10 protein-coding genes are annotated in these 13156 nt (G+C 63.0%); 3 read left to right on the top strand and 7 right to left on the bottom strand.

Annotated elements, in window-relative coordinates; translation table 11 throughout:
- The first annotated feature begins 86 nt into the window (after window positions 1–86).
- Entirely contained in the window at window positions 87–1541 is a 1455-nt protein-coding gene (locus NKI25_RS07625; protein ID WP_023675384.1) for a glutamate synthase subunit beta, read from the top strand.
- Between the two features lie 22 nt (window positions 1542–1563).
- Here NKI25_RS07625 and NKI25_RS07620 read toward each other — a convergent pair whose 3' ends face one another.
- The gene (locus NKI25_RS07620) at window positions 1564–2811 is read right to left on the bottom strand and encodes an SGNH/GDSL hydrolase family protein (protein WP_352633669.1); all 1248 of its coding nucleotides are present in this window, start codon (window positions 2809–2811) and stop codon (window positions 1564–1566) included.
- A 26-nt stretch (window positions 2812–2837) separates the two neighbouring features.
- The gene (locus NKI25_RS07615; protein WP_023675386.1) at window positions 2838–4064 is read right to left on the bottom strand and encodes a lytic murein transglycosylase; all 1227 of its coding nucleotides are present in this window, start codon (window positions 4062–4064) and stop codon (window positions 2838–2840) included.
- 207 nt (window positions 4065–4271) lie between these two features.
- On the opposite strand from NKI25_RS07615, the gene galU reads away from it, so the two are divergent.
- Window positions 4272–5177, top strand: a complete 906-nt coding sequence (gene galU / locus NKI25_RS07610; protein ID WP_023675387.1) for a UTP--glucose-1-phosphate uridylyltransferase GalU — start codon at window positions 4272–4274, stop codon at window positions 5175–5177.
- Between the two features lie 132 nt (window positions 5178–5309).
- Here galU and NKI25_RS07605 read toward each other — a convergent pair whose 3' ends face one another.
- Window positions 5310–7049, bottom strand: coding sequence for an outer membrane beta-barrel protein (locus NKI25_RS07605; protein WP_502896702.1), 1740 nt, complete (start codon window positions 7047–7049; stop codon window positions 5310–5312).
- A gap of 177 nt (window positions 7050–7226) precedes the next feature.
- Here NKI25_RS07605 and NKI25_RS07600 point away from each other — a divergent pair, with 177 nt between their 5' ends.
- Complete coding sequence (locus NKI25_RS07600; protein ID WP_023675389.1) at window positions 7227–8228, top strand: KpsF/GutQ family sugar-phosphate isomerase; 1002 nt, start codon at window positions 7227–7229, stop codon at window positions 8226–8228.
- A 7-nt stretch (window positions 8229–8235) separates the two neighbouring features.
- On the opposite strand, the gene NKI25_RS07595 is transcribed toward NKI25_RS07600, so the two are convergent.
- From NKI25_RS07595 to NKI25_RS07580, 4 genes are all read right to left on the bottom strand, one after another.
- Window positions 8236–8700: an NfeD family protein gene (locus NKI25_RS07595; RefSeq protein WP_023675390.1), complete on the bottom strand. Its 465-nt coding sequence runs from the start codon at window positions 8698–8700 to the stop codon at window positions 8236–8238.
- A 10-nt stretch (window positions 8701–8710) separates the two neighbouring features.
- Window positions 8711–9661 (bottom strand): SPFH domain-containing protein, encoded by a 951-nt coding sequence (locus tag NKI25_RS07590; protein ID WP_352539357.1) that lies wholly within the window; start codon window positions 9659–9661, stop codon window positions 8711–8713.
- 131 nt (window positions 9662–9792) lie between these two features.
- Window positions 9793–10857 carry a ferrochelatase gene (gene hemH, locus NKI25_RS07585; protein WP_023675392.1) on the bottom strand — a complete coding sequence of 355 codons (1065 nt, stop codon included), beginning with the start codon at window positions 10855–10857 and terminating at the stop codon, window positions 9793–9795.
- A gap of 150 nt (window positions 10858–11007) precedes the next feature.
- Window positions 11008–13035 carry a 5'-nucleotidase C-terminal domain-containing protein gene (locus NKI25_RS07580; protein ID WP_352568137.1) on the bottom strand — a complete coding sequence of 676 codons (2028 nt, stop codon included), beginning with the start codon at window positions 13033–13035 and terminating at the stop codon, window positions 11008–11010.
- Window positions 13036–13156: the final 121 nt, after the last annotated feature.

Raw genomic sequence — 13156 nt, 5'->3', positions numbered from 1 at the left:
ACCTCGGACTGAAGGTTGCCACAGCTGCCTTATGAGGTTAACGGGTGCGTCGCCAGGCGTGCCTTCCGGACAGTAGGGACTGGACTATGGGCAAGGTAACAGGGTTTCTCGAGATCGACCGGCAGGTGCACAAGTACCAGCCGGCTTCCGACCGCATCCGGCATTTCCGCGAGTTCACGCTGCCGATGTCGGACAAGGAGGTCGAGAAACAGGCCGCGCGGTGCATGGATTGCGGCATTCCGTATTGCCATGGACCGACCGGCTGCCCGATCCACAACCAGATCCCGGACTGGAACGACCTCGTCTACAATGGCGACTGGGAAAACGCGATCCGCAACCTGCATTCGACCAACAATTTTCCGGAATTTACCGGCCGCATCTGCCCCGCACCTTGCGAGGAAGCCTGCACGCTGAACCTCGAGGATATTCCGGTCGCCATCAAGACGATCGAGCAGGCGATTGCCGACAAAGCCTATGAAACCGGCCATATCCGGCCCTATCCGCCGGAACGGAAGACCGGCAAGCGCGTCGCGATCATCGGCTCGGGGCCGGCAGGCATGGCGGCTGCCCAGCAACTCGGCCGCGCAGGCCATGACGTTCACGTCTATGAGCGCGAGAGCCGGCCGGGCGGGCTGATGCGCTACGGCATCCCCGATTTCAAGATCGAGAAGCATTATATCGACCGGCGCATCGAGCAGATGCAGGGCGAAGGTGTCAGCTTCCATTGCGGCGTCAATGTCGGCGTCGACAAGCCGGTCGCCGAACTGCTCGCCGAATATGATGCCGTGCTCTATTGCGGCGGTTCCGAAACGCCGCGCCCGGCCAACATCCCGGGCGACGATCTCGACGGCGTGCACGACGCCATGCCCTATCTGGTGCAGCAGAACAAGCGTATCGGCGGCGAGCCGATCCAGTCGGTCGCATGGCCGTCGCGCCCGATCGTCGCCGGCGGCCAGCATGTCGTCGTCGTCGGCGGCGGCGACACTGCCTCAGACTGCGTCGGCACCGCCTTCCGCCAGGGCGCGGTGCGCGTCACCCAGCTCGACATCCGGCCGCAGCCGCCGGAAAAGGAAGACAAGCTGTCGGTCTGGCCCTACTGGGCGACCAAGATGCGCACGTCATCGTCGCAGGCCGAAGGCGCCGAGCGCGAATTCCAGGTGGCGACGCTTGAATTCATCGGCGAGGACGGCCAGCTGACCGGGGTCAAATGCTGCGAGGTCGACGAAAAGCGCAAGCCAATCGCCGGCACCGAATTCGTCATCCGCGCCGATCTCGCGTTCATCGCCATCGGCTTTGCCGGGCCAGCCGCTCGCGGGCCGGTCTCGGAACTCGACGGGCAGATGAAGATCGTCACCGACAGCCGCCGTTCGAAGAATGTCGAGGCCAATGACCGGGACTACAGGACCAGCGTCGAAAGGCTCTATACGGCGGGCGACGTGCGGCGCGGCCAGTCGCTGGTCGTCTGGGCGATCCGCGAGGGCCGCCAGGCGGCGCGCGCCATCGACGAGGCGCTGATGGGATCGAGCGTGCTGCCGCGCTGAGCCCGTTCCGAAGAGGTTCTGTTTACTGGCGGATCGCCGTCGTCGTATCGGATGCGGCCGCCGTCGCAGGCTGTGTCTTGGGTGGCCACGAGAAATCGTCGGCACGGCCCGGTGAGGCGTCGGGCGCCTTGCCCTCGATGACAAGCCTTTCGCCCGGCAAATGCTTGTCCGCTTTTGCCGGCGGGGCGGCGCCGAGAAGTTCCGAGCCGCCGTCCAGCGCCGGATCGCTGAGCAGCATCGGCACGGTGCGATCGACAGCTATCGGTGCGGCAGCAGGTGACGGCGCCTCGACGGGAGCGCCGGCCGGGGCAGACGCTGTCACCACGCTTCCCGGCGCGGCCAGCCCAAGGATCTTCATCAGCGGCTTTTCGGTATAGAAGGCGAGCTTGCGCTTGCCGGCCTTCGACATGTTGATGCCGTCGTCGGAGCGCAGGCGCACCGATTGGCCGTTGATGTCCGGTCCGCTGGTGATGAAGGCGCCGTTCTCGTCGACGAACCCGTCCCAGACGTCGACGAATTCGCCGCCGTGGCTTTCGGCGGACGAGCGGAAGATGTCGTTGAAGGCCAGCATGTCGGAGGTCATTTTCGAGACCCGGAAGGCCGGCATGCCAACCCACAGATACGGCACCTTGGTTGCTGCGATGGCCTTGCCGAACGCTTCGGTCCGGCGCTCGTATTCCTTGGTCCAGTTTTCGGATCGCGGCTGCTCGCGCACATCGCCGACGCGCATCTGCTGCCGGTCGTTGGATCCGAGCATGACGACGACGGCTGCCGGTTTTTCGGCAGCGATCAGCGACTTGACCTGGTCTGGCCAGTTGTAGACATCGTCACGCACGAAGCCGGACGATCCGTTGGCACGGACGACGATCCTGACGCCGGTGTTCTCGGCAAAGGCGGCGTCGAGCCCCTCAGCCAGCCCAGACGCCATGAAATCGCCGACCACCAGAACGACGCGTGCATCCGGCGCCTTCTCGGCCACCGGGGTTGTCGGCTCGGCCGGCGGCGGCCGGCGAACTGACCGGGGCTTTCTCAGCTTGGGCCTGGGCTTTGTTCTCTGGAATTCTCTCTGGAATTCGGGCGGCGGCTGCTCAAACCGCTCGCTTCTGCGCGGAAACAACAGGTCGCGCAGCGACCAGCCACGACTTTCCGGCTCCTGCGCCATGGCCGAGGTATGAAAGGCACTGGCGGCGCCGACTGCCAGAACGGCGATCGCCAGAACCAGGATCGGCACGCGACGAACGATTAACCGGATGCGCGCAGCCGAAACCAATCACCCTCTCCATCCCGCAACCGGCTCTAGTTCTGCCTGAGCCATTTGAGCACTTCCTTGCTCGGATACCCGTCCTGGGTCAAGCCGGCCTTTGCCTGGAAGGCCATGATGGCGGTTTTCGATCCGTCACCGATCTTGCCGTCGAACTTGCCGTCGTAATAGCCGTGCTCGGAAAGTCGCTTCTGAAGCTCCTGCCTTTCCTCGAAGGAGAGCTTGGTAAACGGTCGCTTCCAGTCCTGCACAAGCCCGCCATAGCCGGCAATTTCGTCGGCAAGAAGGCCCACGGCGAGCGCATATTTGTCGGCATTGTTGTAACGCTTGATGACCGAGAAATTCTTGATCATCAGGAAAGCCGGCCCGCCGCGGCCGCCGGGCAGCTTCAACGTCGCCTTGTCCGCACCGTTCTTGAACGGCTTGCCGTTGGCACGGCTGACCCCCAGCGCCTGCCATTGCGACAGCGACTTCGAGCCTCCGGGCAGCTTCTTGCCGTCCGGAAGGCTGACCTCATAACCCCAGGTCTTGCCTGCTTGCCAGCCGTTCTTCCTCAGCAAATTGGCGGCTGTCGCCAGTGCGTCGGGAATCGAATTCCAGATGTCGCGCTTGCCGTTGCCGTCCATATCGACCGCATAGGACTGGTAGCTGGTGGGGATGAACTGGGTATGGCCCATCGCGCCGGCCCATGAGCCGCTGAGATGGCTTTCGTCGATGTCGCCGGTCTGCAGGATCTTCAGCGCCGCGATCAGCTGGGTGCGGGCAAATTTCGCTCGCTTCGGGTCGGCATAACCAAGCGTCGCCAGCGAGCGCACCACATTGCGCATGATATCATCGCGCTTGAGGGTTTCGCCGTAGTTCGATTCCATAGACCAGATGGCCAGCAGGATGTAGCGGTCGACGCCGTATCTTGCCTCGATCCTGTCCAGCCAAGGCTTCCATTTCCTTGCCATCTGCTGGCCGACGGCGACCGACTGGTCATGGACGCGGTTGTCGAAATAATCCCAAGCGGGTGCGGTGAATTCGGGTTGAGTACGGGCCTTTTCCAGCACCACCGGGTCAGCATCGTTGATGCCCTTGAATGCCTGGTCGTAGACGGAGCCGGAAACGCCGCTCGCCACGGCGGTAGCACGGAAGCTGGCGACCCATTGGCGGAAGCCGGCATCGGCAAAAGCCGACCCGCTGGGCATGAGCAAGGCAAGCGAGAGGCTGGCGGCCGTCAGGACGCTGGTGAAGCGCCTTGCGGCGTTGCGAACGGACATCTTTTCCTCCTTCTTCATCTCAGGAAGACTATTCATCGCCGAACCCGGTTAGCATTTGGTTTACCATAGGTGTCGTCCGGGGTGAAAAGATGCGTCAATGCTTTACCAGCTGAGATTTCTGACCCGCCGTTCAGTAATCCTCGATTTCGGCATGAAAATGTCTCGAATCGGGATTGCCGAACAGTCATGCAAATGGATAATTGGCACATGAAGAGAGTTCGCAAGGCAGTGTTCCCGGTTGCCGGTCTCGGCACGCGCTTTCTCCCCGCCACCAAGGCCATTCCCAAGGAAATGCTGACGGTCGTCGACAGGCCGGTCATCCAGTATGTGGTCGATGAGGCGCGCGAAGCCGGGATCGAGCATTTCATCTTTGTGACCGGCCGCAACAAGGCGGTCATCGAGGATCACTTCGATGTCCAGTTCGAGCTCTACGACACGCTTGCGCAGCGCGGCAAGGACGACCAGCTCGCCCGCCTGCAGCGGCTGCAGCCGGCGCCGGGGCAGACCAGCTTCACCCGCCAGCAGGTACCGCTCGGCCTTGGTCACGCCGTCTGGTGCGCGCGCGAGCTCGTCGGCGACGAGCCCTTTGCGCTGCTGTTGCCCGACATGATCATGCAGTCGGAAAAAAGCTGCATGAAGGACATGGTCGAGCTTTACGCCGAGACCGGCAACAACATCGTCGCCGTGCAGGAATGCGATCCGGCCGAGGCGCACAAATACGGCATTGTCGGCCGCGGCGAGGACGCGCATCACGGTTTCCGCATCACCGGCATGGTGGAAAAGCCGAAGACCGGCACGGCGCCGTCGAACCTCTACATCAACGGGCGCTATATCCTGCAGCCGGAGATATTCAAGATACTCGAAGGTCAGGAAAAAGGCGCCGGCAACGAGATCCAGCTCACCGATGCAATGCTGAAGCTGCAGAAGCAACAGTCCTTCTACGGCTACCACTACCGCGGGCGGACGTTCGACTGCGGCTCGCCCGAAGGCTTCGTTGAGGCCAACGTTGCCTTCGCACTGTGGCGCAGAGACATGAATGCCAGCATGGCCGGTGTCATTCGCACGCTTCTCGACGAACTCGCGCCGTCAGAACGCCGCGGCGTAGCCTTGTAGTTTCAACACCGGTTGCCGCGCTGATCGGCTAAAGCGCGCCGCGTTCGACCGGCCTCATGCGACGCGCTTTAGGTTCTTGTTTTACGCAAGTCGTTATCGCAAAACCGCTGCACACTTTTGCGCGACATGCATTTAGCGCTGCAACTTCAAGCCGACGAAGATACTGTTGGCCGTGTAGTCGCGCCCAACCAGGTTGCTGGTCAGTTTTTCAGTCCTGGCGCGGGTGGTGAGCCCGGTGTAGCGGTTCAGCCACCACGTCAGCCCAGCCTCGGCGCTCAGCGTCAAATCATGATCGTCGGAGCCGGTATAGTCGCGCCATTCAAGGCCGAGAGCGGCATTTCCGGTCAGGTTGGCGCGGATCTGCCGCTCGCCGGTGAGGCTGCCGGAATAGAGCATGTCGCCGCTTTCGCCCGCATTCGTCGTGTTCTCGGCGGTCGTCTGTGCGGTGAGCCCGATCGTGGTGCCGCGTTCCGGCGACCATTTGAGATCGGCATTGACCGTCGCGCCCGAAATAGCCGGCAGGGCATCGTCGTCGATAGCTTCGCGCAGCCAGCCGACCGAGAACTCGCCGCTAAGCTTCTCGCGGAGATCGAGCTCGACGCCGGCCCGTGCGCCAAGCCTGGTCGAGGAGCGCTGGAAGCCGTTTGGATCGACGCGCAAATCATAAGCGCGCCGGCCGATCTCGATTTCGGTGAACGGGGTGATGGCAGGCGAGATCTCGTAACCGGTACGCAAAATGGCCGTGTAGAGCGTCGAGTCGCGGCCCTTCTGCGACAGCGATCCGCCCGACGAAAGCTTGGCGTCGCCAAAGATGTCGTGCTCGACCGCGCCAGTCAGCGCGAAGCGCATTTTGCCGGCATCCTTCTCGACGGCGAGACTGCCGTTCACGGTCTGGCGCACCGGCTGGCCAACGGCGCCGACGACCGCGTCCGGCGCCGAGGCCGATTCGGGCAAGGCCTCATAGCCCAGCTTGGCGATGGCGCGCAGATCATTGTCGAGATCGATGTTGAGTGTGCCGTCGACGCGGCCTTGCGCCTCGTGAATGTCATAGCCGGACAAGGTTTCGCGGAAGATGCCATAGCCCTCAACCGTCGCCGAATTCTCCCGCCAGTCGGAGACGGCGTTGAAGCGCAGCGTCGTTTCCGACAGCAAGGCCGGCTTGCCGAGGCTGCTCGAATCGGCGTTTGTCGAAGACGTCAGGCCTTGCTCGAGCGTCGGCCGGATCACGAAGGAGCCGAGCTTGATGCCGGTGGCGGCGAACGGGTCGTCCTCGTTCTTGTTGTCCTGGCCTTCGATGGCTTCGGTGCGCTCGGCGCCGGGGTCGAGCTTGAGCCTCTCGGCGGAATCGATGGTGACGGCACGGCGGTTGACCGTATCCTGCTCGTCTATGGCGGCGGTATCGGTGTCGTCGGTCGCCGCCGCGGCTGCAGTCGCGGTTCTCTTGCGCTTCTGGCTGTCAGCGGTCTCGTCTTCGGCGTTGGCCGCATTGGCGGCGCGTTGCGTCGCGCTTGGCCGCCGTCGGGGGGGCGGAGCAGGGTTGTCGGGAAATGGATCGCCGATGGCCGCTGGTTGATCGAAAGTGCCGCCGGTTTTGGCCGCCTCGCCCGTGCCGTCGTCAGGCAACGCCCCTTGGCTGGCCGGGCGATAGGTAGGCAGCGGCGTATTGTCGTTGGCGGTTGCAGCAGCCTGCGCGGCTTGGGTTCCGGCTATGCTCGATTGCCTGATCTTGTACTGCTGGTCGTCCAGGATTGTCGATTCCGAAACCTCGCCGCGCAGCTCGGTTTCCTGGGCGCAAAGCAGTGCCGGCCGCGACAACGCAAAGACACTGGTTGCCAGCAGCAAAGCGCAGACCGCCTTGCCCTTTCGTCCCATTTTGTTTTGAGGCTGAAACCCGGACATCGGCACCACTGCTTGCGCGGCGCACGCGCGCCATACTTACGAAACCGTAAATGGGGATGGTTAACGGAGCGTTGAGGCATAGCCCGTCAGGAGGTTCGGGACGGCAATTCCGTTGGACAGGCGCGCGCCGAAGCGCTAATCGCATCGTCCATGGACGTGAAATCCCCAGACAGGAAGCGGCATGACGGGCAGGCCGCGATTGCCTCGGCGCTGAGAACCGTGGCGACGGAGCAGGCCGGCGTCGCGGCACTGGCAGACGCTCTCGAAAACGGGCTGGCCGAGCCGTTCGCACGAGCCGTCGGCATGGTGTCGCAGATCGATGGCCGCGTCATCGTCACCGGGGTCGGCAAAAGCGGCCATATCGGCTCGAAGATCGCCGCAACGCTAGCCTCGACCGGCACGCCCGCCTTTTTCGTCCACCCTGCCGAAGCCAATCACGGCGACCTTGGCATGATCGCCAGAAACGACGCCATAATCGCGCTTTCGTGGTCGGGCGAAAGCCTTGAGCTCAAGGGCATCATCGCCTATTCGAGGCGCTTCTCGATCCCGCTGGTCGCGGTCACCGCGGGTGAAAAATCGGCTCTGGCGCGCGCGGCCGACGTTGTGCTTCTGCTGCCGCGAGCACCGGAAGCCTGCCCGCACGGGCTTGCGCCGACGACCTCGACACTATTGCAAATGGTGATGGGCGATGCGCTGGCCATAGCGCTGCTCGAGGCACGCGGCTTCACCCCGGACCATTTCCGCACGTTCCATCCCGGCGGCCAGCTCGGAGCCAACCTGACGCAGATCCGCGAGATCATGCATGTCGGCGACAGGCTGCCGCTGGTGTCGTCAGGTACCGGCATGCGCGAGGCAATCCTCGAATTGTCGCGCAAGGGGTTTGGCTGCGTGGCCGTGACTGCCGCGGACGGCAAGCTGATCGGCATCATCACCGATGGCGACATCAGGCGCCATATCGGCAGCGATCTCCTGGCAATGAGCGTCGATCAGGTGATGACCAGAGAGCCGAAAATGGCCGCGCCCGACACGCTTGTTGCGACGGCGCTGCAGACGATCAACGACTCGGCTATCACCAGCCTGATGGTGGTCGAAGGCAGGCGGCCGATCGGGCTCGTCCATCTGCACGACCTGCTGCGCATCGGTGCTGCCTAGCGGGCTTCTAGACCGCCTCGACCGTCAGTTCCAGGTCGGTATCAGCGGCGCCCGTCACGCGCACTTGCGTGCCGGCCGGCAGGTCAGGACCGGAGACGCGCCACAACGTGTCGCCCAGCTTTACGCGGCCGCGCCCGTCCTTGATCGGCTCGGCAAGGGTCGCCGTCCGGCCGACCATCTGTGCGCCGCGACGGTTGAGCAGGGGCTGGTCGGTTTCATCATGGCGCCCGCCCACCAGCCGCTTGCCGACATAGGCCGAGACCAGCGACAGCGCGAGGAAGGCGAGGACCTGGACTTGCCAGGTCCAGAAACCGGCATCCCAGATGAGCAGTGAGACGACGCCGATCAACAGCGCGGCAATGCCGATCCACAGCATGAAAATGCCCGGCGCGATGACCTCCATTACCAGCAGGACGAAGCCGAGGACCATCCAGCTCCACGGGCCGAGTTCGGAAACAATGCGGTCGAGCATGGCTGTGGCCTCAGGTTTCGCTCGGACGAACGACCGGCGGGCGGGCGGCCTGTCGTGCGGCACCGGCGGTGCCTTCGCTTCGGAAAACTTCCTTGGCGATTTCGCCAATACCGCCGAGCGTGCCGATCAGCGATGAGGCCTCCATCGGCATCAGCACGAGCTTGCTATTTGTCGCTGAGCCGATCCTGGTCAGCGCTTCGGTGTATTTCAGCGCGACGAAGTAGTTGAGCGCCTGCACGTCGCCTTTGGAAATCGCCTCCGACACCACCTGCGTGGCGCGTGCTTCAGCCTCGGCCGAGCGCTCGCGCGCCTCGGCATCGCGGAAGGCGGCTTCCTTGCGGCCTTCGGCCTCCAGGATCTGCGATTGCTTGAGGCCTTCGGCGGCGAGGATCTGCGCGCGCTTATTGCGCTCGGCCATCATCTGTCGGCCCATCGATTCGACGAGATTGGCCGGCGGGTTGATGTCCTTGATCTCGACACGAGTGATCTTGATGCCCCAGGGATGCGCCGCCTCGTCAACGACGCGCAGCAGGCGCTCGTTGATGGCGTCGCGGTTCGACAAAAGTTCGTCGAGGTCCATCGAGCCCATCACGGTGCGGATGTTGGTCATCGTGAGATTGAGAATCGCATTCTGCAGGCCGGAGACCTGGTAGGCGGCCTGCGCCGCGTTGAGCACCTGATAGAAGGCGATGCCATCGACGGCAACGGTGGCATTGTCGCGGGTGATGATCTCCTGCGTCGGAACGTCGAGCACCTGCTCCATCATGTTCATCTTGGCGCCGACACGGTCGACGAAAGGCACGATCAGGTTGAGGCCTGGGTTCAATGTCTTGGTGTAACGGCCAAAACGTTCGACGGTATAATTATAGCCTTGCGGAATTGTTCGAATGCCCTTGATAAGCACCAGCACGACAAGGGCGACAAGAACAAGAAGCGCGATATCAAAACCACTGAAACCCATTTGGCTCTCCCCTCAAAGGCCGGCCATGTTGGATATTCCACGCGACCGATTCCCATCAAACACTTAAGTGTGTTTCAGCAATGTTACAATCAGGTGATCACGGATTGCGGGTGCATAGACGGGTGATCTGTTCAGGCCCAGCCGGACAGCTCGCGCCGCACCATCGCCTCGATCACCGCCATGCCCTCGGCACTGTCGTTGAGGCAAGGGATGTGTGCGAACTTTTCGCCGCCGGCATGATGGAAGGTCTCGGACGCTTCCCTGCCGATCTCGTCCAGCGTCTCGATGCAGTCGACGGAAAATCCTGGATTGACGATGGCGACCGATTTCACGCCTTCGCGCCCTAGTCTTTCGACCGTCTTGTCGGTGTAGGGCTGCAGCCACTCCTGCGCGCCGAAGCGCGACTGGAAGGTGGTAATCAGCTTGTTTTCATCCCAGCCGAGCTTTTCGCGCAGCAGTCGGGTCGTCTCGAGGCAATGGGCCTGGTAGGGGTCGCCCTTATCGGAATAGGGTTTCGGAATGCCGTGATAGGAAGCGATGACAATTTCCGGTTCGAATCCGAGGCTCGCCAGATGCTTTTCGATCGAACGGGCGAGCGCCTCGATATAGGCCGGCTCGTTGTAATAGGGTGGCACGCTGCGAATGGCCGGGGCGCGGCGCATCTTCATCAGCGCGCGAAACAGCTGGTCGTTGGCAGTCGCAGTCGTCGTCGCCGAATATTGCGGATAGAGCGGGAAAGACAGGATGCGGTCGCAGCCTTGCTCGACCAGTCTCTCGGCCACGCTCTCGGTCGAAGGGTTGCCGTAGCGCATCGCCCAGTCGACGACGACATTGGGTAGCTCGCCGAGCGCGAGCCCGAGCTTCTCGGCCTGGGCGCGGGTGTAGGTTCGCAGCGGCGACTCGTTGCGCTCCCGGTTCCATATCCTGGCATAGTTGGCCCCTGATTTCTTCGGCCGGGTGGTGAGGACCACGCCGTAGAGGATCGGATACCAGATCGCCTTGTTGAGCTCGATGACGCGCGGATCGGACAGGAACTCCCGGAGGTAGCGCCACATCGGCTTGAAGCCGGTGCCGTCCGGGGTGCCGAGATTGATCAGCATGACGCCGACCTTGCCGGTCCTGACCAGAGGGCGCCCTGCCGACGGCGAGGCGGCAGTCTTCTCGGCTTTGATTTCAGCAGGGTTGGCAAGCGTCATGAGGTTCTCCAACACCGCGAACCAACGGTGCCGCGGCGAAAGTAGCGATGCCGCGCCGGTTTTCAAATGCTGCGTCTGGCCGCACCTTATCCCAGAAATGCAACACCCGCCCGGTCTGCCGGGCGGGTGCATTGCGTTCCTGCGGCTGGATTACTTCGAGGCCGCCGGGATCGTCAAGGTTGCGCCGACCGGAAGGCGGCGTGGCTCGTAGGCTTTGTTGGCATCGGAGATTATTTTCCATTTGGTGCCGTCGCCATAAGCCTTCACCGCGAGATCCCAATAGGTATCGCCGGCGACGATTACATGGCTGCTTTCGGCCGGTGCCGGCTCAGCCGGAGCAGGGGTCGCCGGAGCCGGTGTGGCCGGAGCCGCAGGTGCCGCCGGCTGGGCCGGCTCGGCGGGTGCGGGTGCCGGCGCTGTTTCAGCCGGGACGGCCGGTGGTGTTTTGGAAATGTCGCCAGAGCCGGCCGGCATTTCGGGCATTGCCGGCTCAGCAGGCTTTGCCGGCGCAGCCTCAGCAGGCTTTGGCGGTTCGGCAGGGTTGGCAGGTTCTGCGGCCGGGGCCACGGTCGCGGCGATCTCGGTGATGCGGCCGTCGAGCTTCGGCGTATAGGGCCGGTGCGCGCCTAGGTAGTCGGCGACGACCTGTTCCAGCCCCGGGCCGTAATCATAAGCGTTCTTGGCCTTCTCGGCGAACACCTTGTAGCCGTCGCCGCCCTGGCGGACATAGTTGTTGGTGGCGACCAGGTAATCCTTGTCCGGCTTAATCGGCGTCCAGGCGCCGCCTTCCATGACCTCGACCGATTTGACGCGTCCGTTAGGCGGCGCCGATTTGTCGAACGCATATTTCAGGCCGGCAACCTGCGGGAAGCGCCCGGCGCCGTCCTCGACCTGGCTGAGGCCGCTTTCGAGGCCGGCAACCAAATCCTTGCCGGAGATCTGGAAGGTCGCCAGCGTGTTCTGAAACGGCAGGACGGTGAGAACCTCGCCCATGGTGACGGTGCCCTGGTCGATGGAGGCGCGCAAGCCGCCGCCATTCGAGATGACGATCTCGACACCTTGGCCCTTGACCCGGTCGAGGACGGCGTCGGAGACCAGATTGCCCATCTCGCATTCGCGGGCGCGGCAGTTTTCGCGACTGCCGTCGATCGCCTTGGTGGTCTCGGCGACTTCCTTGTTCTTCAAGGCCTCGATCGGCGCGCCGAGTTCCTTGATGCGAGCAAGCACGGCGGGGTCGGGCGTGATCGATTTGTCGAGATGGATGGGATCGCCGCTTGCCTCCTTGACGACGCCGTTGTCGTCGAACACGACCTTGAACTCGCCGAGATATTTCGAATAGGACGCCGCCTGCACGACAGGCACTTTGTAACCGTCCGGATTGTCGACCATCGTCGGATATGGGCCTTCCGCCTTGGGGTCGGTGTTGGACAGCAGCGAATGGCTGTGGCCGCCGACCACCACGTCGATGCCCGGGATATTGGCGATCACGTCGCGCTCGCGCTTGTAGCCGATATGGGTGACCGCGATGATCTTGTTGACGCCCTCTCGCTTCAGTTTCTCGACCTCGGCGGTGATCGACTTGACGTCATCTTCAATGGCGATGTTCGGGCCAGGCGAGGCAAGCTCCGGCGTGTCGTTGGTGACCGCGCCGACAATGCCGATCTTCTGGCCGCCGACCTCGACCACGATCGACGGCTTGACGCGGTCGCCGAGCTTGGATTGCGCATTGGCCTTCACATTGGCGCCGAGCACCGGAAACTTGATCATGTCGAGGAACGGCACCAGCGCCGACTCGCCATCGTCGAACTCATGGTTGCCAAGCGCCTCGGCGTCGAATTTCATCTGGTTGAGGAATTCGCCCTCGGTCTTGCCCTTGTAGGTCGTGTAGAAGAGCGAGCCCTGGAAATTGTCGCCGGCGCTGAGCAGCAGCACGTTCTGGCCCTCCAGCTTCTTGCGCTCCTGCGCAATCGCGGTGACCAGGCGGGCGGCACCGCCGACGCATTCGCCCTTGGTCTCCTCCTCGGCCGAGCAGGTCGATTCGTACTTGTTGTTGCTCTCGATGCGGCTGTGCCAGTCGTTGATGTGCAGGATGTTGAGCGTGTAGTCGGCAAAGGATACCCCAGCCGACAGGCCAAGCGCCGATGCCGACAGCGCGGCGATGGCAGCAATCTTCTTCATTCTCGTCTCCCGGGTGACTTGACCAGTGGCGTTAACGCTCTTGTTTGACTGGGATGTAACAGCCCTCTCAGGCCATGTTCACATCGCGTTTCAGTCGATGCAAGCTGAAATCGGCATCAGC

This window comes from Mesorhizobium sp. M0808, assembly GCF_040320025.1.
In the GTDB taxonomy this organism is placed as follows: Bacteria; Pseudomonadota; Alphaproteobacteria; order Rhizobiales; family Rhizobiaceae; genus Mesorhizobium.
This window is presented reverse-complemented; position numbering and strand designations above follow the sequence as displayed.